Source organism: Microbispora sp. H10670 (genome assembly GCF_014161385.1).
Lineage (GTDB): Bacteria > Actinomycetota > Actinomycetes > Streptosporangiales > Streptosporangiaceae > Microbispora > Microbispora triticiradicis.
Genome location: NZ_JABBWW010000026.1, coordinates 1 through 26,445 on the forward strand (window position 1 = coordinate 1; position 26,445 = coordinate 26,445).

A 26,445-nucleotide genomic window follows, 5' to 3' on the forward strand; every position below is an offset into this window, starting at 1 on the left:
CGGCTGATGGGACGGGGTGGGCCGAGGGTGTGGGTGTGGTGGTGGTGGAGCGGTTGTCGGCGGCGCGGCGGGCGGGGCATCGGGTGTTGGCGGTGGTGGCGGGGTCGGCGGTCAATTCCGATGGGGCCAGTAATGGGTTGACGGCGCCGAATGGGCGGGCGCAGGAGCAGGTGATCGGGCGGGCGCTGGCGGAGGCGGGGCTGGGTCCGGGTGATGTGGATGTGGTGGAGGCGCACGGGACGGGGACGCGGTTGGGGGATCCGATCGAGGCGCGGGCGTTGGGTGCGGCTTATGGGCGTGGTCGGGTGGCGCCGTTGTGGGTGGGGTCGTTGAAGTCGAACATCGGTCATGCTCAGGCGGCGGCGGGGGTGGGCGGGGTCATCAAGATGGTGATGGCGTTGCGGCATGGGGTGTTGCCGGCGACGTTGCATGTGGATGAGCCGACGCCGCATGTGGATTGGGAGGGTTCGGGGCTGGCGTTGCTGACCGGTCCGGTTGCCTGGCCGGAAGGGGAACGGCCGCGCCGGGCGGGGGTGTCGTCGTTCGGGATCAGCGGCACCAACGCCCACGTCATCCTCCAGCAACCACCCGCCACCGCCCTCGGACAACCACCCGCCACCGGCGACGACCCCTCCACCGGCCAGGACCCCGACGCGACGTCCGTCACCACGCCGTCCGTCACCACGACGACTGCGGGCCCCTCGACGGAGGAGGGCGTGCCGTTCGTCCTGTCGGCGAAGACGGAGACCGCGCTGCGCGCGCAGGCGGGCCTCCTGCACGACGTCCTCGCCGGCGGGTCCGCCGCGCCGAGGGACGTCGCGTTCACCCTCACTCGCCGGTCGCGGCTGGAGCGCCGGGCCGTGGTGGACACCGCGCTCGGGGACCCGGTGCGGGCTCTGGCCGCCCTCCGCGACGGCGTGCGCCACTCGGCCGTCGTCACCGGACGCGCCCTGCCGGACCAGCGGCTCGCGTTCCTGTTCTCCGGGCAGGGCGCGCAGCGGGCCGGGATGGGCGCGGGCCTGCTGGAGACCTCCACGGTGTATGCCGCCGCCTTCGACGAGATTTCCACGTTGCTGGAGCCCCACATAGGCACGAGACTGCGTGACCTGCTCGCCGACCCGGAGCGCCTGGGACAGACGCTTTACGCCCAGCCGGCGCTGTTCGCCGTGGAGGTCGCGCTCTACCGGCTCGCCGAGTCGTACGGCCTGCGGCCCGACTTCCTGATCGGCCACTCGGTCGGGGAGCTTGCCGCCGCGCACGTGGCGGGCGTGCTCGACCTCCCTTCCGCCTGTGCGCTGGTCGCGGCCCGGGGCCGCCTGATGCAGGCCGCCCGGGACGACGGCGCGATGGCCGCGTTCGCCGCCACCCCGGAGGAGGCGGCCGGGCTGGCCGCTTCGGCGGGCGGGACCGTCGAGGTGGCCGCGGTCAACGGCCCGGCGTCGGTCGTGCTGTCGGGCGACGCGGACGAGATCGACCGGCTCGTCGCCCGATGGAAGGACGAGGGCCGCAAGGCCACCCGGCTGAAGGTGAGTCACGCCTTCCACTCGGCGCACATGGACGGCGTGCTGGAGGAGTTCCGCCAGGTGGTGGCCGGGCTGACGTTCGCCCCCGCCCGGCTGCCCATCGTCTCGACGGCGACCGGGGCGCTCGCGGGCGAGCGCGAGATGTCCGGCCCGGACTACTGGGTGGCGCAGTTGCGCGGCACCGTGCGGTTCGCCGACGCGGTCAACGCGGCGCGGGAGGCGGGCGTGACCCGCTTCGCCGAGCTGGGCCCCGACGGGTCGCTCGCCGCGCACGCCCAGGAGACGTGCACCGCGCAGAGGGACACTGCGCAGAGAGACGCCGCGCAGAGAGACACCGCGAGAGGCGGCACGGCGGGGGGAGACGCGGCGAGGAGGGACGCCGTGGACGGAGAGGGTGCGCAGGGAGACACCGCGAGAGGCGACACCGCAAGAGGCGGCACGGCGGGGGGAGACGGCGCGAAGGGAGAGGCCGCGAAGGGCGAAGCCGGGGAGGTCGTCGCAGCGAAGGTGGTCGCCGCCGAGGTGGTCGCCGTGCCGCTGCTCCGGACGGGCCGCCCGGACGCGGCGGCGGTGCGGGCCGCGCTCGCCCGGCTGCACGTGGCCGGCGTGCCGGTCGACTTCGGGCCGCTCGTCGCGGGCGGCCGGCTCACGGACCTGCCGACGTACCCCTTCGAGACCAGGCGCTACTGGCTGCTGCCCGCCGCGGACGACGGCCCTCCGGCGGCGTTCGGGCTGGACGCCCCGCCGCATCCGCTGCTGGCCGGGACGGCCGAGCTGCCCGGGGGGAGCCGGCTGTTCACCGGCGTGCTGTCCACCCGCCGCCAGCCGTGGCTGGCCGACCACCGGATCGGCGGCCGCGTGCTGGTCCCGGCCATGGCCCTGGCCGACCTGGCATTGGCGGTGGGCGTGGAGGCCGGCCTGCCGACGCTGGGCGAGTTCGTGATGCGCGCGCCGCTCGAACTGGACGGCCCGGGGGAGGTCCGGCTCCAGGCGGCCCTGTCCCCGGACGGTGAGCTCACCGTGCGCAGCCGGGCGCGAGAGGCGGCGGAGTGGACCGTCAACGCCACCGCCACGCTCACGCGGGAGGAGGTCGCGCCCGGTGCCCCCGTCGGGTCCGGTCCCGGCCATCGCGTCGACCCCGGAACGCCCGAGGCCACCTACCGTCTGCTCGCCGAGCACGGGTACGAGTACGGCCCGGCGTTCCAGGGGCTGCTGTCCGCCTGGCGGGACGGCGACGACCTGTACGCCGAGGTGGCGTCGCCGCCGTCGCTCCGCGGCGACGCCGCGCGTCACGCGGCCCGGCCCGCCCTGCTGGACGCGGCCCTGCACGCCCTGTCGCTGGACGGGATCGACGGCCCGCGTCGCGTGCCGTACGCGCTGAGCGGCGTCCGGGCGCACGCGGCGCCCGCGTCCGGAGGACGGCCGCCGCACCTCACCCGGATCCGCGCCCGGTTCACCCCGCTCGGCACCGACGCCTACCGGGCCGACCTCATCGGCGACGACGGCCGGGAGGTCCTGACCGTGGAGCGGCTGCGGCTGCGGCCGCTCCCGTCCGCCGCCGCCGTGTACGGCCTGCACTGGGAGGCGAGGCCCCGGCCCGAGCCGGCGGCGGGCGCCGTCCTCGCCGGCGTCGCCGCCGTGGCGGACCTTCTCGAACGGCCTCCGTCGCTCGCGCTGCTGCACGGGCTCGACCGCGACGACGACCCGTACACCGCGCTGGACGAGGCCCGCGAGGTCCTGCGGCGGTGGGCGGCCGGTGACGGCGGGCGCCTGGTGGTGCTGACCCGGGGCCTCGCGGTGGACGACGCCGAGTCCGCCCGGCCGTCCACGGCCGCCCTGTGGGGCCTGGTCAGGGCGGCCCGGGCCGAGCACCCCGGCCGGTTCGCCCTGCTCGACATCGGCCCGGAGGACGGGCCGGAGGATCCGGAGCTGCTCGCGGCTGCGGGTGCGGCGTTCCCCGAGGCCGCGATCCGGTCGGGAGCGCCGCTGGTGCCGCGTCTCGGCCCCGCACCCGCGGCGCCGTCGTCGTCCGGACCGCTGTGGCCGCGCAGCGCCGCGGGCGGCACGGTGCTCGTCACCGGCGGGCTCGGCGCACTCGGCCGGCGGATCGCCGCCCACCTCGTCACCCGTCACGGCGTACGGAACCTGCTGCTGGTGAGCCGCCGGGGTGAGCACCATCCGGATTCCGGCGCGGCCCAGGCGGAGCTGGCCGCCCTCGGCGCCGCGGTCACCGTGCGGGCCTGCGACCCGGCGGACGCGGAGGCTCTCACCGCCCTGCTCGGCGGCCTGGACGCTCCGCTGACGGGCGTCGTCCACGCGGCGGGCGTCGCCGAGGACGCCACCCTGGAACGGCTCACCGGGGCGGCCCTGCGGCGGGCGCTCGACGCGAAGCTCACCGGCGCCCGCAACCTCGACGAGGCCACCCGCGACGCGGACCTCGACGCGTTCGTGCTGTTCGGTTCCGTGGCGGGCGTCCTCGGCACCGCCGGGCAGGGCGCGTACGCCGCCGCGAACGCCGCCCTCGACGCGGTGGCGCGGCGACGGCGGCGGGCCGGCCGGCCCGCCGTGACCGTTCACTGGGGCCTGTGGGACCTCGGCGAAGGCATGAGCGGCGCCCTGGGAGACGTGGACGTCGCCCGGCTCGGACGGGCGGGCATCCGCCCCATGGCCCCGGCCGACGGACTGGGCCTGTTCGACGACGCCCTGCGGTCGGACGTCCCGGTCGTGGTGGCCGGCAGCCTCGACCTCGCCGTCGCGGCGGCCCGGCACCGCCCGCGGGCCGCGACGCCCGCCCCCGCCTCGGCCGCCACTCCGGCTGTTCCGATCGTCGCAGGGCCCGGCCGCCGGGACACCGCCCGGCTGGTCCTCGACGCGGTCGCCGCGGTCCTGGGCCACGCCGACGGCGCGGAGATCGACCCGGACCGGCCGTTCACCGACCTCGGGGTCGACTCGCTGACCGCCCTGGAGCTGCGCAACCGGCTGGGCGACGAACTCGGTGTGCGCCTGCCCGCCACCGTCGTCTTCGACCACCCCACCCCGGCCGCCCTGATCGGGCTCCTCGACGCCCTGGCCGGCGATCCTTCCGAGGATCTGACGGGAGCGCCGGACGGCGACGCCCGCCCCGGCGCGGGCGCGCGGGAGCGGGAGCCGTACGACCCGGACGGCGACGCCGTCGCGATCGTGGGCATGGCGTGCCGGTTCCCCGGCGGCGCGCGCACCCCGGCCGAGCTGTGGGAGCTGCTCGTCTCGGGCACGGACGCGATCACCGAGTTCCCCGCGGACCGCGGCTGGGACCCCGACCTGTTCGATCCCGATCCGGAGCACCCGGGCACGTCGATCACCCGGCACGGCGGCTTCCTGCACGACGCGGCCGAGTTCGACCCCGAGTTCTTCGGGATCAGCCCCCGCGAGGCGCTGGCCGTCGACCCCCAGCAGAGGCTGCTGCTGCAGACCGCGTGGGAGGCGGTCGAGGACGCCGGGATCGACCCGGCGACGCTGCGCGGATCCCAGAGCGGGGTGTTCGTCGGCGTCATGTACTCCGACTACGGCGCGCGGGTCCACCAGCGGCGCGGCGCGGCCCGCGATCTGGAGGGCTACCTGGTGAGCGGCAGCGCGGGAAGCGTCGCCTCCGGCCGCATCTCCTACACCCTCGGCCTGGAGGGCCCGGCCGTGACGGTGGACACCGCCTGCTCCTCCTCCCTGGTCGCCGTCCACCAGGCGGTGCAGGCGCTGCGGCTGGGCGAGTGCGGGCTGGCCCTCGCCGGGGGCTCGACCGTGATGGCGAGCCCGGCCACGTTCGTCGAGTTCAGCCGCCAGCGAGGGCTGGCCCCCGACGGCCGCTGCAAGCCCTTCTCGGCGGACGCGGACGGCACGGCCTGGGGCGAGGGGGTGGGGCTGCTCGTGCTGGAGCGCCTGGCCGACGCGCGCCGCAACGGGCACCGCGTGCTCGCCCTGGTCCGCGGGTCCGCCGTCAACCAGGACGGCGCGAGCAACGGCCTCACCGCGCCGAACGGCCCCGCCCAGGAGCGGGTCATCCGGGCCGCCCTGCGCAGCGCGGGGCTGCGGCCGGCCGACGTCGACGTGCTGGAGGCCCACGGCACCGGCACCCGGCTGGGCGACCCGATCGAGGCGGGCGCGGTGCTCGGCACGTACGGACAGGACCGGGACGGGCGCGCACCGCTGCTGATGGGCTCGCTCAAGTCGAACATCGGGCACACCCAGGCCGCCGCCGGGGTGGCCGGGATCATGAAGATGGTGCTCGCCATGCGGCACGGGCGGGTGCCCGCGACCCTGCACCTGAGCCGGCCGACCGAGCACGTGGACTGGTCCGGCGGCGCGGTGGCCGTGCCCGCCGAGGCGGTGCCCTGGCCCGGCACTCCCGGCCCGCGCCGGGCGGCGGTCTCGTCGTTCGGGATCAGCGGCACCAACGCGCACGTCATCCTGGAGATGGGTGACGAGCCCCGGGTGGAGGGCCCCGCACCGGACGAGGCGACGCCGGTCGTGCCGTGGGTGCTGAGCGCGCGCACCGACGAAGGGCTGCGCGAGCAGGCGGCACGCCTGAGGCGGCACGTGGCGGCCGACCCCGGCCTGCGGATCGCCGACGTCGCCCTGTCGCTCGGCGTCACCCGGACCGCGTTCGACCGGCGGGCCGTCGTCCTCGGCCGGGACCGCGCCGAGCTGATCGCCGGGCTCGATCACCTGATCGCGGGTACCACGCCGCCGCCCGGCGCCTTCCCCGCCGTCGTCACCGGTACGGCGGTGCGCGGCCGGACCGCCGTCCTGTTCGCCGGGCAGGGCGGCCAGCGGACCGGCATGGGCACGGAGCTGTACCGGACGTTCCCGGCCTACGCGAGGGCGTTCGACGAGGTGTGCGAGCAGCTGCGCCGCGCCGACGGCGTCGACGTGGCGGCCGTGGTCGCGGGGGAGGGCGAGCCGGGGCTCATCCACCGGACCCGCTACACCCAGGCGTCGCTGTTCGCCCTGGAGGTGGCCCTCTTCCGGCTGCTGGAGTCGTGGGGCCTGCCGGTCGACGCCCTCGCCGGGCACTCGGTCGGCGAAGTCGCCGCCGCGCACGTCGCCGGAGCGCTGACCCTCCCCGACGCGGCGGCGCTCGTGGCGGCGCGGGGGCGGCTCATGCAGGAGCTGCCCGAGGGCGGGCTGATGGCGGCCGTGCAGGCCGACCGGGCGACGGTGGAGCTGCTGGCGCGTGAGACGGGTGTGCGGGTGGACGTGGCCGCGGTCAACGCCCCCGGTTCGGTGGTGATCTCCGGCGAAGCCGGTCCCGTGGAGCGGCTGACCACCCACCTCGCCGGGCTCGGGCACCGGGTGAAGCGGCTCACCGTGAGCCATGCCTTCCACTCCGCGCTGATGGAGCCGATGCTGGCGCCGTTCCGCGCGGAGATCGCCGGTCTGTCCGCGGCGCCCCCGCGGCGCACGCTCGTGTCGACGCTCACCGCCGAGGAGGCCGGCGCGGACGTCCTGGGATCGGCGGAGCACTGGGCGGAGCAGGTCAGGGGAACCGTCCTGTTCGCGGACGCGGTCGCGCGGCTGCGCGGGCTCGGCGCCGTCCGCTTCCTGGAGATCGGCCCCGACGCGGCGCTGACCGCGATGGTCCGGCAGTGCGACCTGGGTGAGGACGCCGTCGCGGCGGCGGCGCTCGGCCGCGGGGACGACGAGGCGGCCGCGCTGTGGTCGTTCGTGGCCCGCGCCTTCGTGGCCGGGGTCGCCTGGGACTGGCGGGCGCTGCTCGGCGGCGGGACCGTCGTGCCGCTCCCCACCTACCCGTTCCGCCGCGAGCGCCTGTGGCTCGCGGCACCGGGCGAGGACGGGTCCGCGGCCGGTGTCGGCGCGGAGAAACCCGATCACCCGCTGCTCATGGCCGCCGTCGCCGTCCCGGACGGCGGGCAGACCGTCTACACCGGGGTGCTCTCGGCCGCGCGGCAGCCCTGGCTGGCCGACCACCTCCTGGCCGGTGTCCCGGTGCTCCCGGCGGCCGCCCTCCTCGACGTGACCTCCTGGCTCGCCGACCGGCACGGCGGCCGCGCGGTCCGGGAACTGGAGCTGCGCTCCCCGGTGACGATCCCGGCGGAGCGGGAGGTCCACCTGAGGATCACGGTCGACGGCGCCCGGGTCCGCGTGCACGGCCGTCCCGCGGGGACCGAGGAGTGGATCCAGCACGCCGAGGCGGCGCTCGACGGCGACGCCGCCGCGCCGGTCTGGTCCGGCCACCGGCCCCCGGCGGCCGAGCCCGTGGACGTGACGGGGGCGTACGAACTCTTCGCCGCCCGCGGTTACGGCTACGGCCCGGCCTTCCAGGGGCTGCGGGCCCTGTGGCGGGCCGGGGACGAGCTGTACGCGGAGGTCGAGACCGGCGCCGGCCTGACGCCGGGGCTGCTCGACGCCGCCTTCCACCCCTGGATCGCCGCCGCGCAGGACCCTCCCGAGGGGCACATCCCCGTCCCGTACGCCTTCCGGGGGGTGCGCCTGCACGCCGTGCCCGCCGGACGGCTGCTGGTCCGGATCCGGCACACCGGCGAGGAGACGTTCGCGCTCGACGCGGTGGACGCCCAGGGGAGCCCGGTGCTGTCCGTGGCGGAGGCCCGGGTGCGCCCGGTCGAGGAGCGCGCACTGCTGGGCGCGGCCGGGGCGGCCACGCGGCCGTACGAGGTGGTGTGGGTCTCCGCGCCGCCGGATGAGCCGGCGGACGCGCGGCCGGACGCGCTCGCGGACCCGACCGCGGGCTCTGGAGACCTGGTTGTCCTGGCCCCCGACGGGCTACTCGCCGACGGGCCCTTCCCGGTGCTGGCATACCCGGCCGGGACGGGCGGCGCCCCCAGCGAAGCGGACGCCGACGAATTGGACGCCGATCGAGCGGACGCCAGCGGAGTGGACGCCGGTGGAGCGGACGACGTGGCGGGCGCGGTCCGGGAGGCGCTGCGCCGGGCGCGCGAGGCCATCCTCGGGCTGCCCGCCGACGGCCGTCTCGTGGTGGTGACCCAGGGAGCGGTCCCCGCCGACCCCGCCGATCTCACAAACCACCACCACACCGACGAGACCGGCCGCGTCGGTCGGGCCGGGCTTGTGGGGGCGGCGCTGTGGGGGCTGGTCCGGACGGCCCGGCTGGAGTTCCCCGGCCGGATCGGCGTGGTCGACGTCGACGCCCACCCCGAGTCCCTGGCACTCCTGCCCCGCGTGCTGGCGGCCGAGCCCGGCCAGCTCGCCCTCCGCCACGGCGAGACGCTGCGCCCCCGCCTGCGCCCGGTGACCGGCGCCCCGGACGCCCCGCCGGACCTCGGTGCGGGCACCGTCCTGGTCACCGGCGCCGGCGGCGCGCTCGGCGCGGAGGTGACCCGCCACCTGGTCACCCGGCACGGCGTCCGCAGTCTCCTGCTCGTCAGCCGGCGCGGTGACGCCGACCCGGCCCTGCGCGCCCTGGCCGGCGAACTGGCCGCCCGGGACGGCGTCGAGGTCCGTACGGCCGCCTGCGACGTGGCCGACCCCGCCGCGGCCGGCGCCCTGGTCGGCGAGGTGGCCGGTTCCCTGGCCGCCGTGTTCCACGTCGCGGGCGCCCTGGACGACGCGGTGCTGGAGAACGCGACCCCCGAGCGGATCGACCGGGTGCTGCGTCCCAAGGTCGACGGCGCCTGGAACCTCCACAGGCTCACTGCGAGGCTGCCGCTGCGGGCCTTCATGCTGTTCTCGTCGGTCGCGGGCGTGCTGGGCAACGCGGGGCAGGCGGGCTACGCCGCGGCCAACGCGTTCCTGGACGCGCTCGCCGAGCGGCGGCGGGCGGCCGGGCTGGCGGGCCTGTCCCTCGCCTGGGGCCTGTGGGACACGGGGCCGGGCCGGGGCATGGCCGGGGAGCTGAGCGAGGCCGCCCAAAGCAGGCTCGCCCGGATGGGCGTGCGCGCCCTGACCACCGAGGAGGCGCTCGGCCTGCTCGACGACGCGCTGGGGGCCGGCCGGGCGGTGCTGGTGCCGGCCCGGTTCGACCGCGGAGCGCTCGCCCGGCGGCCCGGCGACCTGCCCGAGGTGCTCGCCGACCTGGCGCCGGCCAGGCCCGCCGTACGGGCCCTGCCGCTGTCGCGGCGATTGGACGGGCTGGCGGAGGACGCGGCGCGGGCCCTGGTGCGGGACGTCGTCGCCGGCCGGGTCGCGGAGGTGCTGGGCCTCGCCGGCGGGGCGCGCGTGCCGGACGACCGCGGGCTGTTCGACCTCGGTCTCGACTCGCTCACGGCCATCGAGCTGCGCAACCGGCTGGGCGAGGAGATCGGGGACCGGCTCCCCGCGACCGTGCTGTTCGACCACCCGACCGTGCGGGAGCTGACCGCGCATCTGCTGGAGCGGCTGCGCCCGGAGCGGGAGGTGTTCGACCCGGCGGCGCTGGACGGGTGGGTGTCGGCCGCCGCGGACCTCATGGCGGACGACGGCCGGCGGGCCGGGCTCGTGCGCGCGCTGCGAGGCGCGCTGACCGCCCTGGGCGCGACGCGGGGCGCGTACGGCGGCAACGGAGGCAACGGCGGGAACGGCCACGACCCCGTGGGATCCCTGGACGGCTCCCTCGACGGGGTCGAGGCGGCCTCGGACGACGAGCTGTTCGGGCTGCTCGACCGGGAGCTGAGCGAGTGACCGCACAGTCGCGGACGGATCACGAACGGCCCTTTCAGGATGACAACGGAGAGCGGTTCATCGATGGCGAATGAAGACAGGCTGCGCGACTACCTCCGGCGGACCACGGCCGACCTGCTGCGCGCCCGGGCGGACCTGGAACGGCTGGAACAGGCCGCGCGCGAGCCGCTGGCGATCGTCGCAATGGCCTGCCGCTACCCCGGCGGGGTGCGCACCCCGGAGGATCTGTGGCGGCTGGTCGAGTCCGGAACCGACGCGATCACCCCGTTCCCGCGCGACCGCGGCTGGCCCCTCGACGAGCTGTACGACCCCGACCCGGACCGTGAGGGCACCAGCTACGCCACGGAGGGCGGGTTCCTGCACGACGCCGCCGGGTTCGATCCTGAGCTGTTCGGCATCAGCCCCCGTGAGGCGCCGGCCGTCGACCCCCAGCAGCGGCTGCTTCTGCAGGCCACCTGGGAGGTGTTCGAACGGGCCGGGCTGAACCCGCGCGGGCTGACGGGCGAGCGGGTCGGGGTGTTCGTCGGGGTCATGTACTCCGACTACGCGTCCCGGCACGCCCGCGCCCCCGAGGGCCTCGAAGGGTTCGTCGGCACCGGCAGCGCCGGGAGTATCGCCTCCGGCCGCATCGCGTACACCTTCGGCCTGCAGGGGCCGGCGGTCACGCTGGACACGGCGTGCTCGTCGTCGCTCGTCGCCCTGCACTACGCGGCCCAGGCCGTACGGCGGGGCGACTGCGAGATGGCCGTCGCGGGCGGCGCCACGGTCATGGCGACACCGGCGACCTTCGTCGAGTTCAGCCGCCAGCGGGGGCTGTCCCCGGACGGCCGGTGCAAGGCGTACGCCGCGGCGGCCGACGGCACCGGCTGGGCGGAGGGCGTCGGCCTGGTGCTCGTGGAACGGCTGTCGGAGGCGCGGCGGAAGGGCCATCCGGTCGTCGCGGTGCTGCGCGGCAGCGCGGTCAACTCGGACGGCGCGAGCAGCCGCCTGTCCGCTCCGAACGGCGCGGCCCAGCAGCGGGTCGTCCGGGCGGCGCTCGCCGACGCCGGTCTCGACCCCGGCGAGGTGGACGCCGTGGAGGGGCACGGCACCGGCACCGGCCTCGGCGACCCGATCGAGGCGAACGCGCTGATGGAGGTGTACGGCGGCGCGCGTCCCGCCGGCGACCCGGTGTGGCTGGGCTCGCTCAAGTCGAACATCGGGCACACGCAGGCCGCCGCGGGCGTCGGCGGGGTCATCAAGATGGTCCTGGCCATGCGGCACGGCGTGCTCCCGGCGAGCCTGCACATCGACGCCCCCACGCCGCACGTCGACTGGGCCGCGGGCGGCCTCGCCCCGCTCACCGCCGCCCGCCCCTGGCCCGAGCGGGACCGCGCCCGCCGCGCCGCGGTCTCCTCGTTCGGCATCAGCGGCACCAACGCCCACGTCGTCATCGAGCAGCCCCCCGCGGAGGCGGACCAGGAGAGCGGGGAGCATCCGGAAGGCCAGGAGCACCCGGACGGGCGGCCGGTGGTCTGGACGGTGTCGGGCGACACGGAGCAGGCCCTGCGTGACCAGCTCACCCGGCTGCGCGAGTGGGTGAACGGCCATCCGGACACCCGCCCGGCCGACGTGGCCCACACGCTCCGCACCGGCCGCGCCGATCTCCTCCACCGCGCGGTCGCGGTCGGGACGGACCTGCCGGGACTCACCGGGGCGCTCGCGGCACTGGAGGAGGGACTCCCGTCTCCGTACGCGGCGTCGGGGGAGGCGGGGGCCCCGGCGCGGCCGGTGTTCGTCTTCCCGGGCCAGGGGTCGCAGTGGGCCGGCATGGCGCGCGAGCTCTTCGCCTCCTGGGAGCCGTTCCGCGAGGAGATGCTCAAGTGCGCCGCCGCCCTCGCCCCGCACGTCGAATGGGACCTGGTCGAGGTGGTGACCGCGCCCGCAGGCGGCACGACCGGCGCCCTGCTGGACCGGGTCGACGTGGTGCAGCCCGCACTGTTCGCCGTGATGGCGTCGCTGACCGCCGCGTGGCGCTCCCTCGGCGTCGAACCGGCCGCCGTCGTGGGGCACTCCCAGGGGGAGATCGCCGCGGCGTACGCCGCGGGCATCCTGGACCTGGCCGACGCGGCCGCCCTGGTGGCCCGGCGCAGCCGAGCGATCGCGGACATCGCGGGCGGCGGGGCCATGGCGTCGGTCGAGCTGGCCGCCGCCGAGCTGCGCCGCCGGTTCGGCGACGTGGACGGCATCGCCGTGGCGGCGGTGAACGGGCCCGCCGCGACCGTCGTCTCGGGAGAGGCGGGCGCGGTGCGCGAGCTCGTCAGCCGGTGTGAGGCGGAGGGCGTGCGGGCGCGGCTCGTGCCCGTGGACTACGCGTCCCACTCACCGGCCGTGGAGCCGCTGCGCGAACCGCTGCTCGCCCGGCTGGCGGGGATCCGGCCCAGGCCGGGTCACGTCCCCTTCCACTCGACCGTACTGGCCGGTGAGGTGGACGGCGCCGCGCTCGACGCCGCGTACTGGTACGACAACCTACGCGAGCCGGTGCGCCTCGGCGAGACCGTCGCCGCCCTGGTCGAGGCGGGACACCGGTGTTTCCTGGAGGTCAGCCCGCATCCCGTGCTGACGGCGCCGCTGCGCGACACGGCCGAGGAGGCGGGGGCCGCCGCGCACGTCGTGGGCACGCTCCGTCGCGACGACGGTGGGCTCGACCGGCTGCTCACCTCCGCCGGGGCGTTGTTCGCCGCCGGTGTTCCCGTGGAGTGGGGCTCGTTCACCGCCGGAAGCAGGGTCGATCTTCCCACCTACGCCTTCCAGGAGCGGCGGTTCTGGCTGGACACCGTCACCGCCGCGCCGCCCGCCGCCCCCGGCCCGTCCGGGCTCCCGTCGGCGGGCCATCCCGTGCTCGGCGTCGCCGTCGAGGACACCGGTGGCCGGCGGGTGCTGTTCTCCGGCGTCCTGCCGGCGGAGGGGTGGTCGCGGCAGCACCGGCTGGGGGAGCGCCGGTTGCTCCCCGGGAGCGGGCTGGCCGAGCTGGCGCTGGCGGCGGGGGAGCGCGTCGGCCTGTCCCGGATCGAGGACGTGACGCTCCTGGCCCCCGTGGAGGTGGCGGAGGCCGCCGTCCGTCTGCAGGTCGAGGTGGAGGCCGCGCCGGGCGGCGCGACGTTCGCGATCCACGCCAGGACGGGGGAGGGGGACGCCGCAGGTCCGTGGCGGCTCCACGCGTCCGGCTCCCTGGCCCCGGGCGATCTTCCGGGCGACGGTCCCAACGACCTTCCCGGCGACGTTTCCGGAGACCTTTCCGGTGTTCTTCCCGGCGACAGCGACGGCGACGGCGACGGCGACGCGGCCGGACCCCCGGGCGAATGGCCGCCGGAGGGCGCGGAGTCCCTCGACGTCGAGGCCGGGTACGGACGGCTGGCCGAGGCGGGGGCACACTACGGCCCGGCCCTGCGCGCGGTGCGTGCCGCGTGGGCCCGGGACGGCGAGGTGTTCGCCGAGGTGGTCGCCGACTCGGCCACGAATCCGGTCACGAATCCGGTCACCGATCCGGCCGCCCGGGTGGCCGGGCCGGGCGGGCACGCGACGGGCCCGGCAACGGAGGGGGACGGGTACGCGATCCACCCCGCCGCACTGGACGGCGCGGTCCAGGCCGCCTTCCTCGACCGCGTGCTGCGGGCCGGGGACGACGGCCCGCCCGAGCCGGTCGTCCCCTTCGCCTGGAGCGGCGTGCGGGCGCACACGCCCCCGGCCGGGCCCCTCCGGGCCCGGGTGACCCGCACCGGTCCCGACACCTACGCCCTGCTCCTCACCACGCCGGACGGCCGGGTCGTGCTGACGGCCGACGAGGTCCGCGTACGGCCGGTGCCCGCGCCGGAGGCCGGGCGGCCGGAGCGGCCGGAAGCCCCGGACGCGTACGAGGACAGGCCACATCCCCACCCGCACCTGCACCCGCACCCGGGCCCGGCCCTGCGCCTGCGGCCGCCGCGGAAGCGCGCGCTCGCCGGGCACCACCCGGGAGAGGCGGGCGGACCGGCCGTCACACTCGCGGCCGGCGACGGCGGTCACGCCGGGGCCCACGCCGAACTGAAGGGGCTGACCGCGCGGGAACGGGAGGAACGCCTCCTCGACCTGGTGTCCCGGGGGATCGCGGGCCTCCTCGGGTACGACTCCGCGGGGGAGGTCCGGCCCGACCGGCCCTTCCGGGACCTGGGGCTCGACTCCCTGACCGGCGTGCAACTGCGCGACCACCTGGGGCGCGCGCTCGGCCTGCGCCTGCCCAGCACGCTGGTGTTCGACCACCCGACCCCGCGGGCCCTGGCCCGCCACCTGTCCGAGTCCGTGGCGGGCTCCGAGACGGTGGCTGAGACGGTGGCTGAGACGGGCGCCGCCCCGGCCGTCCCGCAGGCGCGCGACGACGCGGAGGACCCCGTCGTGATCGTGTCCATGGCCTGCCGCTACCCCGGGGGCGTCACCACCCCCGAGGAGTTGTGGGAGTTGCTGGAGGCGGGCGGCGACGCGATCGGGGAGTTCCCGGCCGACCGCGGCTGGGACCTCGCGACGCTGTTCGACGACGACCCGGACACGCCCGGCACGTCCTACGCACGCCACGGAGGCTTCATCCACGACGCCGCCGACTTCGACGCGGACTTCTTCGAGATGAACCCCCGGGAGGCACGGGCGGCCGACCCGCAGCAGCGGCTGCTGCTGGAGACGTCGTGGGAGGCGTTCCAGCGCGCCGGGATCGACCCCACACGGCTGCGCGGCTCGCGCACCGGCGTCTACGTCGGCCTCATCTACACCGAGTACGGCGCGCGGGCCCAGGACGACCCCCGCGAGCACGGCGGTTACCTCGGCACCGGCAGCGCCGGGAGCGTGGCGTCCGGCCGGATCGCCTACACCTTCGGCCTGGAGGGGCCGGCCATCACGGTCGACACCGCGTGCTCGTCCTCGCTCGTCGCCCTCCACCTCGCCGTACGGGCGCTGCGGGCCGGGGAGTGCGACCTGGCCCTGGTCGGCGGGGCGACGCTGATGGCCACGCCCGCGACGTTCGTGGAGTTCAGCCGCCAGCGGGGGCTGTCGCCCGACGGCAGGTGCCGCGCGTTCGCCGACGCGGCCGACGGGACGGGCTTCAGCGAGGGCGTCGGCCTGCTGCTGGTGGAGCGGCTGTCGGACGCCCGCCGCGAGGGCCACCCGGTGCTGGCCGTCGTGAAGGGGACGGCGGTCAACCAGGACGGCGCGAGCAACGGCCTCACCGCCCCGAACGGCCCCGCCCAGGAGCGGGTGATCGCCGAAGCGCTGCGCGCCGCCGGCCTCGCCCCCGCCGACGTGGACGCGGTCGAAGCCCACGGCACGGGCACCACCCTCGGCGACCCGGTGGAGGCGCGGGCCCTGCTCCGCACGTACGGCGCGGCCAGGGGCGACCGGCCGCCGCTGCGGCTGGGCTCGCTCAAGTCGAACATCGGCCACACCCAGGCGGCGGCCGGGGCCGGCGGCCTCATCAAGATGATCCTGGCGCTGCGGCACGAGACGCTGCCGCGCACGCTGCACGTCGACGCGCCCTCCCGCCATGTGGACTGGGACGGCGGCGGGCTCGAACTGGTCACCGAGGCCGTGCCCTGGCCGTCCGGGGATCGGCCGCGGCGGTTCGGCGTCTCGGCGTTCGGGATGAGCGGCACCAACGCCCACGTGATCGTCGAGGAGCCGCCCGCGCCGGACCTCGCCCCGGGCATCGACCCGGACCCCGATTCGGACGTCGAGCCGGAGCCGGCCGTCGCGGTTCCGCTGGTCCTTTCCGCCAAGTCGGCCGGGGCGCTGCGCGGTGAGGCGCGGCGGCTCGGCGAATACCTGGAACGGCACCCCGGCGTCCCGCTCGCCGACGTCGCGGCGGAGCTGGTGCGCACCAGGGCCGAGTTCGGGCACCGCGCGGTCGTGGTGGCCACCGGCAGGGAGGAGGCGATCGAGGGGCTCGCCGCCGTCGCCGGCGGGACGCCCTCCGCGACCGTCGTCACCGGACACGCGCGGCAGGCACGCCGGCCGGTCTTCGTCTACCCGGGGCAGGGAACGCAGTGGGACGGCATGGCCCGCGCGCTGCTGGAGGAGTCGCCCGCCTTCGCCGCGCGGATCGCCGAGTGCGCCGCCGCCCTGGACCCGGTCACCGGCCGGTCCCTGCGGGAGGCCCTGCTCGGCGGCGCCGACCTGGGGAGGGTCGACGTCGTGCAGCCCGTCCTGTGGGCCACGATGACCGGCCTGACCGCCGTCTGGGAGTCCTTCGGCGTACGGCCCGCCGCGGTCGTCGGGCACTCCCAGGGCGAGATCGCCGCCGCGCTGGCGGCCGGCGCGCTGTCGCTGGAGGAGTCGGCGGCGGTGGTGGCGCTGCGCAGCCGGGCGCTGCTGGCGTTGTCCGGACAGGGCGCGATGCTCTCGATCGCCGCCCCGGCGGACACGGTGCGCGCGGCAGTCGAGGCGGCGGGCGACGGGACGAGGATCGCGGTCGCCGCTATCAACGGGCCCGCCGCCACCGTCGTCGCGGGAGAGGCCGGGGCGGTGCACCGGCTGGAGCGGGCGCTGCGTGAGCGGGGAGTACGCGTCCGGCTCGTCGAGGTGGACTACGCGTCCCACTCCCCGCAGGTGGAGCCGCTGGAGGCCGAACTGCTGGAGGTGCTGCCCGAGCCCGCGCCGCTGCCCGAGTACACGGCCGACGTGTTCTCCACGGTGACCGGGGGGCGGGTCGAGCCCGGCGGGGAGACGGGGTTCGGGCGGCCCGCGTACTGGTACCGCAACCTGCGCAGCCCCGTGTTGCTGCAGTCCGCCGTGGAGGCCGCCCTCGCGGCCGGGCACGAGGTCTTCATCGAGGTCAGCCCGCATCCGGTGCTCGGCATGGGCGTCCAGGAGATCCTGGAGGCGGCCGCGGAGGACCGCTCGACGGCCGTCGTCGGAACCCTGCGGCGGGAGGACGGTGGTCTCGGCCGGGTGCTCGTCTCGGTCGCCGAGGCGTGGGTGAACGGCGTGCCGGTCGACTGGGCCGCGCATCCGCCCATCGCGCGGCGGGTCCGGACGCCCCGGCGGATCCCCACCCTGCCGACCTACGCGTTCGACCGCCGCCGCCACTGGCTGGAGCCCGCGAGACCGGCCGCGGCGCCGAGGGCCCGCGGGACCGGCCGTCCGCACCATCCGCTGCTGGACACCGTGGTCCGGCCGGCGGGCGAGGACCGCGTGCTGCTCCTCGGCAGGGTCGGCCTCGACGACCACCCCTGGCTGGCCGGCCACGCCGTGGACGGCGCCGTTCTGGTGCCCGGCGCGGTGCTCGCCGAGCTGGCCGCCTTCGCGGGAGAGTCGGCCGGGGTGCCACGCGTGGACGAGCTGACGCTGACCCGGCCGCTCGTCCTGGAGCCGTCCGGCGCGGCGGAGATCCAGGTGACGGTCGGGCCGGCCGAGCCGGACGGCCGCCGCGAGATCGCTCTGCACGCCCGGCCCGCGCCCGGCCCGGCCACCGCCGCGTCCGATTCCGTGGCCGATTTCGTGGCCGATTTCGCGGCCGATTTCGCGGCCGATTTCGCGTCCGATTCCGTGGCCGGTCCCGTGGCCGATTTCGCGGCCGATCCCCTCGGTCCTCCCTGGACCGCCCATGCGACCGGCTTCCTCGCCCCCGCCGTCCCCGCGCGGGTGAACGGTTCCCACAGTCCGGCGCCGGACGGCCGAACCGGCCCGGGCGGCGAACGGCCCGGCGGCGCGTGGCCGCCGGCCGGCGCCGTCCCGCTGCCGGTGGCCGGGCTGTACGAGGACCTCGCGGTCAGGGGGTACCACTACGGACCGGCCTTCCGCGGCCTGCGGTCGGCGTGGCGGTCGGGGGACGACGTCGTCGCGGAGGTGTCCCTGGAGGTCCCTGCGGGTTTCCGCGTCGCCCCGACGCTGCTGGACGCCGCGCTGCACGCACTCGCCCCCGCCGGGCTGTTCCCCGACGACGGCGCCGTACGACTGCCCTTCACCTGGAGAGGGTTCACCCTGCACGGCCGGGCGCCGGGAACCGTGCGGGTGCGCCTCGGCCGGGCGGGCGACGACGCGGTGGCGGTCGAACTTGCCACCGCCGAGGGCGTGCCGGTCGCGTCCGTCGAGGCGGTGACGCTCCGCGCGGCCGACCCGGCCGACCTCGCCGCGGCCTCCGTCGGCGACGCGCTGCACGAGCTCGTCTGGGAGGCCGTGTCGCCCGGCTCGGGGGTGCCCCGCGAGCGCGCGTGGGTGGTCGGCACGGACGCCGAGGCCGACCACCCTGACCTGGACGCGGCGCTCGCGGCGCTGGACGCCGGGAGCCCCGCTCCGGACGTGCTGGTTCTCGACGTCCCCTCCGCGCCACGGGAGGGCGACGTGCCGGAGACGGTCAGGGCGGCCCTGCTGGAGGTGCTCGGCACGCTCCGGCTCGGCCTCGCCGACCCCCGGCTGGGCGGGACGCTGTTCGCCGTACGCACCCGGGACGCCGTGGCGGCGGCCCCGGGCGACGCGGTGGACGCGCTCGACGGCGCCGCCGTCTGGGGCCTCGTCCGCAGCGCCCAGAGCGAGGAGCCCGGCCGGATCGCCCTGGTGGACGCCGGCTCCGCTCCGCTCGCCCGGGTGCTCGACGCCGTGGCCACCGGAGAGCCGCAGACGGCCGTCCGGAACGGCCTCCCGCTGGCGCCGCGGCTCACCACCCGCCGTCCCGACCTCGTACGGCCCCGCGGCGCCTGGCGTCTGGAGGCGGGGGAGGGCGGCGTCGCCGAGGACCTGGTGTGCCGGCCGGTGGAGGAACGGCCGCTCGGGCCCGGCGAGGTGCGGGTGGCCGTACGGGCCTCGGGGCTCAACTTCCGCGACGCGATGCTGGTGCTCGGCATGTATCCGGGCTCCGCCGACCTCGGCACCGAGGGCGCCGGGGTCGTCGCCGAGGTCGGCGACGGCGTCACCGGCCTCGCCCCCGGGGTCCGCGTGATGGGGCTCCTCCCCGGCGGCGTCGGCCCTTCGGCCGTCACCGATCACCGCCTGCTCGCGCCGATCCCGCCCGGGCTCACGTTCGCCCAAGCGGCCACGGTGCCCGCCGTGTTCCTCACGGCCTACTACGCGCTGAGGGATCTCGCCGGCGCGCGGCCCGGGGAACGGCTGCTCGTGCACTCGGCGGCGGGAGGCGTCGGCGGGGCGGCGATCCAGCTCGCCCGCCACTGGGGACTGACGGTCTTCGGCACCGCGAGTCCCGCCAAGTGGCCGCACCTGGAACGGGCGGGCCTGCCGCGTGAGCACGTCGCGAACTCGCGCGACCTGTCCTTCACGGAGGCCGTCCGTGCCGCGACCGGCGGCCGCGGCGTGGACATCGTGCTCAACTCGCTGGCCCGGGAGTTCGTCGACGCCTCGCTCAGGCTGCTCGCGCCGGGCGGCCGGTTCGTCGAGATGGGCAAGACCGACGTGCGCGACCCCGGCGAGATCGGCGACCGGCACGGCGTGCTCTACCGGGCCTTCGACCTGGCCGAGGCCGGGCCGGACCGGATCGCCGCCATGCTCGCCGAGATCGCCGCGCTCCTCGCCGAAGGGGTGCTCACGCCGCTTCCCGTCACGGCCTGGCAGACCGGCCGGGCCCCCGAGGCCGTACGGCACCTCGGCCTCGCCCGCCACGTCGGCAAGGTGGCGCTGCGCGTCCCCCGCCCGCTCGATCCGGAGGGGACGGTCCTGGTCACCGGCGGCACGGGAGGCCTGGGACGCCTCGTCGCGACCCACCTGGCCCGCGCCCACGGCATCCGGCATCTGCTCCTGGTGAGCAGGCAGGGCGAGCGGGCGCCGGGGGTGGAGGCGTTGCGTGCCGAACTCGGCGCGCTGGGGGCACACCTGACCGTCGTCTCCGCCGACGTCGCCGACCGCGCCGCGCTGGCGGGCGTGCTCGGCGCGGTGCCCGCTGGGCATCCGCTCACCGGGGTCGTGCACGCGGCCGGCGTCCTCGACGACGCCACGCTCGCCACCCTCACCCCCGAACGGCTCGACGCGGTGCTGCGGCCCAAGGCCGACGGCGCCTGGCACCTGCACGAGCTCACCCGGGAGCTCGACCTGGCCGCGTTCGTGCTGTTCTCCAGCGCGGCCGGGATCGTCGGCAGCCCCGGGCAGGCGGCCTACGCGGCGGCCAACGTCTTCCTCGACGCGCTCGCCGCCGCGCGGGCCCGGCAGGGGCTCCCCGCGACCTCCGTCGCCTGGGGGCTGTGGCGTTCCGACAGCGCCATGACGGGCGCGCTCACGGCGGCCGACCGGGCGAGGATGGCGCGCTCCGGCCTGCTGCCGCTGGCCCCCGAGCACGCCCTGTCCCTGCTCGACGCGGCGCTGGACGCCGCCGCGCCCGCCCTGGCCGCCGTACGGCTCGACCCGGTGCGGCTCGCGGCGATCCCCGACCTCGCCGCGCCGCTGCGGGCCCTGGCCCGCCGGGGCGCCTCCGCGCCGGCGCCCGCCGCCCCCACGGGCGATGGGAACTCGGGGGACTCCGGCGGGCTGCCCGCCCTGCTCGCCGCGGCGGACGCGGAACGGCGCAGGGAGCTGGTGACCGAGACCGTGCTGCGGAACGTCGAGGCGGTCCTCGGCCGGGCGCCCGAGGACGACGCCGGGGAGCGGCGCAGCTTCAAGGAGCTGGGGTTCGACTCGCTGACCGCGGTCGAGCTGCGCAACCGCCTCGGCAAAGCCACCGGCCTGCGGCTGCCGGCCACCGTGGTCTTCGACCAGCCGACCCCGGACGCCCTGGCGGCGTACCTGCTCCGGCGCCTGGTCCCGGACGACCCCGAGCCGGCGGCCCCGGCGCCGTCGGCCGCCGACGCCACGGAGGAGATCCCCGCGACCGCGGAGGAGCTGTTCCGGTTCATCGACTCCGAGCTCCGGTCCGAAGGGCGGCGGCATGTCTGACGAGAGGCTGGTCGAGTACCTGCGCTGGACGACCGCCGAGCTCACCCGCGTGAAGAGGGAACTGGCCGCGCTGACGGAGCCCGAGCCCGTGGCCGTCGTCGCGACGGCCTGCCGGTTTCCCGGCGGGGTGCGCTCGCCCGAGGACCTGTGGCGGGTGGTCGCCGAGGGCGCCGACGCGGTGGGGGAGCCGCCGGGCGACCGCGGCTGGGACCCGGCGCTGCGTGAGCGCGCGAAGGCCGGGGGGTTCCTCGACGACGCGGCGGGTTTCGACGCCGCCTTCTTCGGCATCGCCCCTCGGGAGGCCGTAGCGATGGACCCCCAGCACCGCCAGCTCCTGGAGGTGTCCTGGGAGGCCATGGAGCGGGCCGGCGTCGTCCCGGCCTCGCTGCGCGGCAGCCGGACCGGCGTGTTCACGGGGGTGATAAACGACGACTACGCCCCGCCGCTCGACGGCGTGCCTCCGGAGGCCGAGGGCTATCTGATGACGGGCAACGCGACCAGCATGGCCTCCGGCCGGCTGTCCTACACCTTCGGGTTCGAGGGCCCCGCCCTCACGGTCGACACGGCGTGCTCGTCCTCCCTCGTCGCGATCCACCTGGCCGTCCGGTCGCTGCGGGAGTCCGAGTGCGACCTGGCGCTCGCCGGCGGGGTGACGGTGATGGCCACCCCCCGCGTGTTCGTGGAGTTCGCCCTCCAGGGCGGGCTCGCCGCCGACGGCCGCTGCAAGGCGTTCTCCCGTACGGCCGACGGCACCGGCTTCGGCGAGGGCGTGGGCATGCTGGTGCTGGAGCGCCTCGGCGACGCCCGGCGCGCGGGCCACCCGGTCCTCGCCGTCATCCGCGGCTCGGCGGTCAACTCCGACGGCGCGAGCAACGGGATCACCGCGCCGAGCGGCCCCGCCCAGCGCAGGGTCATCGAGGCCGCCCTGCGGTCCGCGGGGCTGTCCCCGGCGGACGTGGACGCCGTCGAGGCGCACGGCACCGGCACCGCCCTCGGCGACCCCATCGAGGCGGGCGCCCTGATCGAGGCGTACGGCGCCGCCTCCGGGCGGCGCGAGCCACTGTGGGTCGGGTCCGTGAAGTCGAACCTGGGCCACACGCAGGCCGCCGCCGGAGCGGCCGGAGTGATCAAGATGATCGAGGCGCTGCGGCACGGCGTGCTGCCGGCGACGCTGCACGCGGAGGAGCCGTCCGAGCTGGTCGACTGGGCCGAGGGCGGGGTGGCGCCGCTGACCCGGCCCCGGCCCTGGCCCCGCGGCGACCGGCCCCGCCGCGCGGGCGTCTCCTCGTTCGGCATCAGCGGCACCAACGCCCACCTCATCGTGGAGGAGGCCCCGGAGCCGTCGCCGGTCTCCGCCCCGCAGCCGGAGTCGTCGCCGGTTCCCGCGCCGCAACCGCAACCGCAGCCGTCCCTCGCGTCGCAGCCGGAGCCATCGCGGGAGCCGGTTGATCACGCCGGTGAGCCGGCCGGGGCGGCCGCCGTGGTGACCGCGCCGCCGGCCCGGGAGCCCGCCGCGCCGCCGGCCGGGGCGCCCTCGGCCGTCCCCTGGGTGCTGTCGGGCAGGTCTCCCGAGGCCGTGCGGGCGCAGGCCGCTCGCCTGCGCGACCTCCTGCGTGCGCAGGACCGGCCCGGCGAGCGCGCGGAAGCGGCGCGGAGCGGGGTGGCGGCGTGGAACGGGGAGGCGGCCGGCCTCGCGGCGGTGGCGCGGACGCTCGTCGGCGCGCGGTCGTCGTTCCGCCACCGGGCGGTCGCGCTCGGCGAGGACGCAGCCGAACTGGCGCGTGAGCTGGACGCGCTCGCCGCGCCCGGCTCGCCGGTCACCGCCGCCCGGCCCGCCCCCACGGTGGCGTTCGTGTTCTCCGGTCAGGGGACCCAGCGTCCTGGCATGGGCCAGGAGCTGCACCGGCGGTTCCCCGCCTACGCGGAGGCGTTCGACGCCGCCTGCGCCGCCCTGGACCGCGCGCGTGCGCTGCGGGAAGCGCGGGGGCCGCGGGTGGCGGAGGTCGTGTTCGCCCCCGCGGGATCGCCGGAGTCGGCGCTACTGCGGCGGACCGAGTACGCCCAGCCCGCGCTGTTCGCCGTACAGATCGGGCTCGTCCGGCTGGCCGAGGACCTGGGCCTGGTCGCGCACGCGCTGCTCGGCCATTCCATCGGGGAGCTCACGGCGGCGCACGCAGCGGGGGCGCTGTCGCTCGACGACGCGGCGTCCCTGGTGGTCGCGCGGGCGCTGGCCATGCAGGCGGCGCCGGAGGGCGGCGGCATGGTGTCGCTGCGGGCGCCGGAGCCGGAGGTCGCGGCCTCGCTGGACGGGATGGCCGGCCTCGTGTCGGTCGCCGCCGTGAACGGGCCCCGCTCGACGGTGATCTCCGGGGACGCCGCCGCGGTACGCAGGCTGGCGGCCGAGTGGCGGGCGAAAGGCGTGCGCACCAAGGCTCTCGCGGTGAGCCAGGCGTTCCACTCGCCGCACATGGAATCCGTGCTGCCCGGCCTGGTGGAGGCCGCCCGCGCGCTCACCGTGCGGGAACCCGCGACGGCCCTCGTCTCGACTCGTACGGGAGGGCCCGTCACGCGCGAGGACCTGGCCGCGCCGGAGCACTGGGCCGCCCAGGTGCGTGAACCGGTCCGCTTCCACGACGGCGTCCGCGCGTTGCGCGACCTCGGCGTGGACACCTTCGTGGAGATCGGCCCGGACACGACGACGACCGGCATGGTCGCCGACTGCCTCGCCCAGGAGGGCGACGACGTGGCCGCCGTGCCGCTCCTGCGCGACCCGTCCGCCGAGGCCCGCTCGGTCCTGCGGGGGCTCGCCCAGGCGTACGCGCGGGGCGTGCCGGTCGCCTGGGGCAGGGTCGTCGGCGAGGGGCCCGCGGCCGACCCCGCCGCCGTCCCGACCTATCCCTTCCGGCACGAGCGGCACTGGATCACCGCCTCCCCCCGCGCGCGGGGCGGCTCGCCGCGAGAACGTGAGCTGTGGAGCGCGGTGGACGACCTCGACCCCGAGAGGTTCGCCGCCCTCGTCGGCGGCGTCGACGCGCCGCCGGGCGCTCTGCGTGAGGTCGTGACGGCGCTGCGGCGGTGGCGGTCCGAGGAGGCCGGGACGCCGCCCGACGGAACAGCCGGAAACGCCGGAGCCGCCGGGACGCCGCCGGTGGCGCTCGACGGCGTGCCGGCCGAGGAGCGGCACGGCGTGCTGCTGGCGATCGTCCTGGCGGCGGTGGACGGCGCCCTCGGCCACGCGGGCGGAGCGGTCGGCCCGCACGACGACCTCACCCAGGCCGGCATCACGTCGTTCGGCGCCCTGGAGATCGCGGGCCGCGTCGCCCGCGAGACGGGCCTGGAGGTCCCGCCGGGCCTGGTGCTCGACCACCGCACGGCCCACGAGCTGGCGGCCCGCCTGGACGAACTGCTCGCCCCCACGGCCACAGGCACCCACGGTGCGGACGACCTGGAGTCCCGATGACCACTGACACCGCCGCGGCGCTGGCGCGGCTGCGCCGGCTGCACCGCGAAGGGGCACTCGCCGAGCGCTTCGACGAGGTGGCCCCGCTCCTCGCCGCGATGTCCGCCGAGGACGCCGCCCGGGCGGCGCGGCTGCTCGCGCACGTCGACCTGGACGACGTACGGGAGCGCCATCCGGATCTGCCGCGGGTGCGGGTGACCGTCACCGGGCACGGCACGCTGGAGGCGCTGCGCGTCGCGCTCGTCGGCGAGCTGGCCCGCCACGGGTACGTGCCGTCCGTGCGGCCGGCCGGGTTCGGGTCGTACGTCTTCGAGCTGGGCGACCCGGGCAGCGAGCTGTACGCCGAGCGGCCCGACCTGGTGGTCTGCGTGCTCGACCACGCCACGGTGTTCGACGAGGTGGGCGTGCCGTTCACGGCGGAGGACGTCGAGCGGGTGCTCGGCGAGAAGCTCGCGCTGTGGCGGGGACTCGCCGCGCGGTACGCCGCGAGCGGCGGCTCGGGGACGCTCGTGCTCAACACGGTGCCGCTGCCCCGCCTGTGGCAGGTGCGGCTGCTCGACCACGGATCGCGGGCCCGGCTGGGCGCCGCCTGGCGGCGGGCCAACGCGGAGTTGCTGGAGCTGGGCGCGTCCTCCGGCCGGGTGGTCGTGACGGACCTCGACCCGCTCCTGACGTCCGCGACCGAGCTCGCCGACTCCCGCTTCGCGACGTACGCCGGAGCGAACCTGTCCGACGGGCTGCTCGGCGCGTACGCGCGGGAGCTCGCCCACCTCGTCAGGGCGCGAACCGGCCGGGCGAAGAAGGTGCTGGCCCTCGACCTGGACGGCACGTTGTGGGGCGGCGTCCTCGGTGACGACGGCGTGGAGGGCATCGAGGTCGGCCGCGGCCCGCGCGGCGAGGCGTTCCGCCGGTTCCAGGACGTGGTCAAACAGCTGGGTTCCCAGGGCGTGCTGCTCGCCGCGGTGAGCAAGAACGACCGGGAGCCGGTGCTCGCCGCCCTGCGCGACCACCCCGGCATGGTGCTGCGCGAGGACGACTTCGTCCGCGTCCTCGCCAACTGGAGTCCCAAGCCGGGGAACCTGCGCACGCTCGTGGAGGAGCTCAACCTCGGCGGCGACAGCGTCGTCTTCGCCGACGACAGCCCGTACGAGTGCGCCGCGGTCGCGGCGGAGCTGCCGGAGACCGTCGTGGTCCGGCTGGACGGCGACCCGGCGACGCACGCGGACGCGCTGCTGGCCGACGGGTGGTTCACCACGACCGAGGTCACCGCCGAGGACCGGGTGCGGACCCGCCGCTACCACGAGGAGGCGGCGCGGTCGGACTTCCTGGCGGCCGCCGGCTCGGCCGAGAGGTTCCTGGCCGGTCTGGGCGTGTCCGTGCGGCTGGCCCCGGCGCGGCCGGAGGAGGTCGGCCGCCTCTCCCAGATCACGCTGCGGACCAACCAGTTCAACCTCACCACCGAGCGCCTGTCGCCCGAGGAGGTGCGGGAGCGCGCCGGGCGTCCGGACTCCCGGGTGCTCACGATCTCCTCGGCCGACCGCTTCGGCGGCAACGGACTGGTCGGCGCGGTCTTCCTGAGAACCCGGCCCGACGGCCTGCTGATCGAGAACTTCCTGTTGAGCTGCCGGGTCTTCGCGCGGGGGATCGAACAGGCCGTGCTGTCGGCGGTGCTCCACGCCGCGAGGGACGCCGGTTTCCCCGCCGTGCGCGGCCGCTATCTGCCGACGGCCAAGAACGGCAAGGTACGCGACCTCTATCCGCACTACGGCTTCGCCGCCGACGGGGAGACGCCGGGGGAGACGCCGGGGGAGGCGTGGTTCGTGCACGGCCTGGAGGCCGTCACCGGCGTTCCCACCCACCTCACCTTGCACACCGAGGGGCGGGTGGTCCCGGAGCCGTCCCTGAGCCGTTGACAATCTGAGGCTACCTCAGGTTGACTGTCCGGCGACGTAACATGAGGAA

The 26,445-nt window shown here is 77.0% G+C and carries 4 protein-coding genes; all 4 read left to right on the top strand.

The features are described from left to right. Positions 1-137: 137 nt before the first annotated feature. The 4 genes from HHX33_RS28300 (at position 138) to HHX33_RS28315 (ending at position 26,396) form a co-directional block, all read left to right on the top strand. Positions 138-10,151: a type I polyketide synthase gene (locus tag HHX33_RS28300; RefSeq protein ID WP_259402946.1), complete on the top strand. Its 10,014-nt coding sequence runs from the start codon at positions 138-140 to the stop codon at positions 10,149-10,151. Between the two features lie 63 nt (positions 10,152-10,214). Further along, positions 10,215-21,023 carry a type I polyketide synthase gene (locus tag HHX33_RS28305; RefSeq protein ID WP_182877267.1) on the top strand — a complete coding sequence of 3,603 codons (10,809 nt, stop codon included), beginning with the start codon at positions 10,215-10,217 and terminating at the stop codon, positions 21,021-21,023. Beyond that, the gene (locus HHX33_RS28310) at positions 21,016-24,483 is read left to right on the top strand and encodes a type I polyketide synthase (RefSeq protein ID WP_182877268.1); all 3,468 of its coding nucleotides are present in this window, start codon (positions 21,016-21,018) and stop codon (positions 24,481-24,483) included. Before HHX33_RS28305 ends, HHX33_RS28310 begins: the two co-directional genes overlap by 8 nt. Next, positions 24,480-26,396, top strand: coding sequence for an HAD-IIIC family phosphatase (locus HHX33_RS28315; RefSeq protein ID WP_182877269.1), 1,917 nt, complete (start codon positions 24,480-24,482; stop codon positions 26,394-26,396). Before HHX33_RS28310 ends, HHX33_RS28315 begins: the two co-directional genes overlap by 4 nt. The last annotated feature ends 49 nt before the right edge of the window (positions 26,397-26,445 follow it).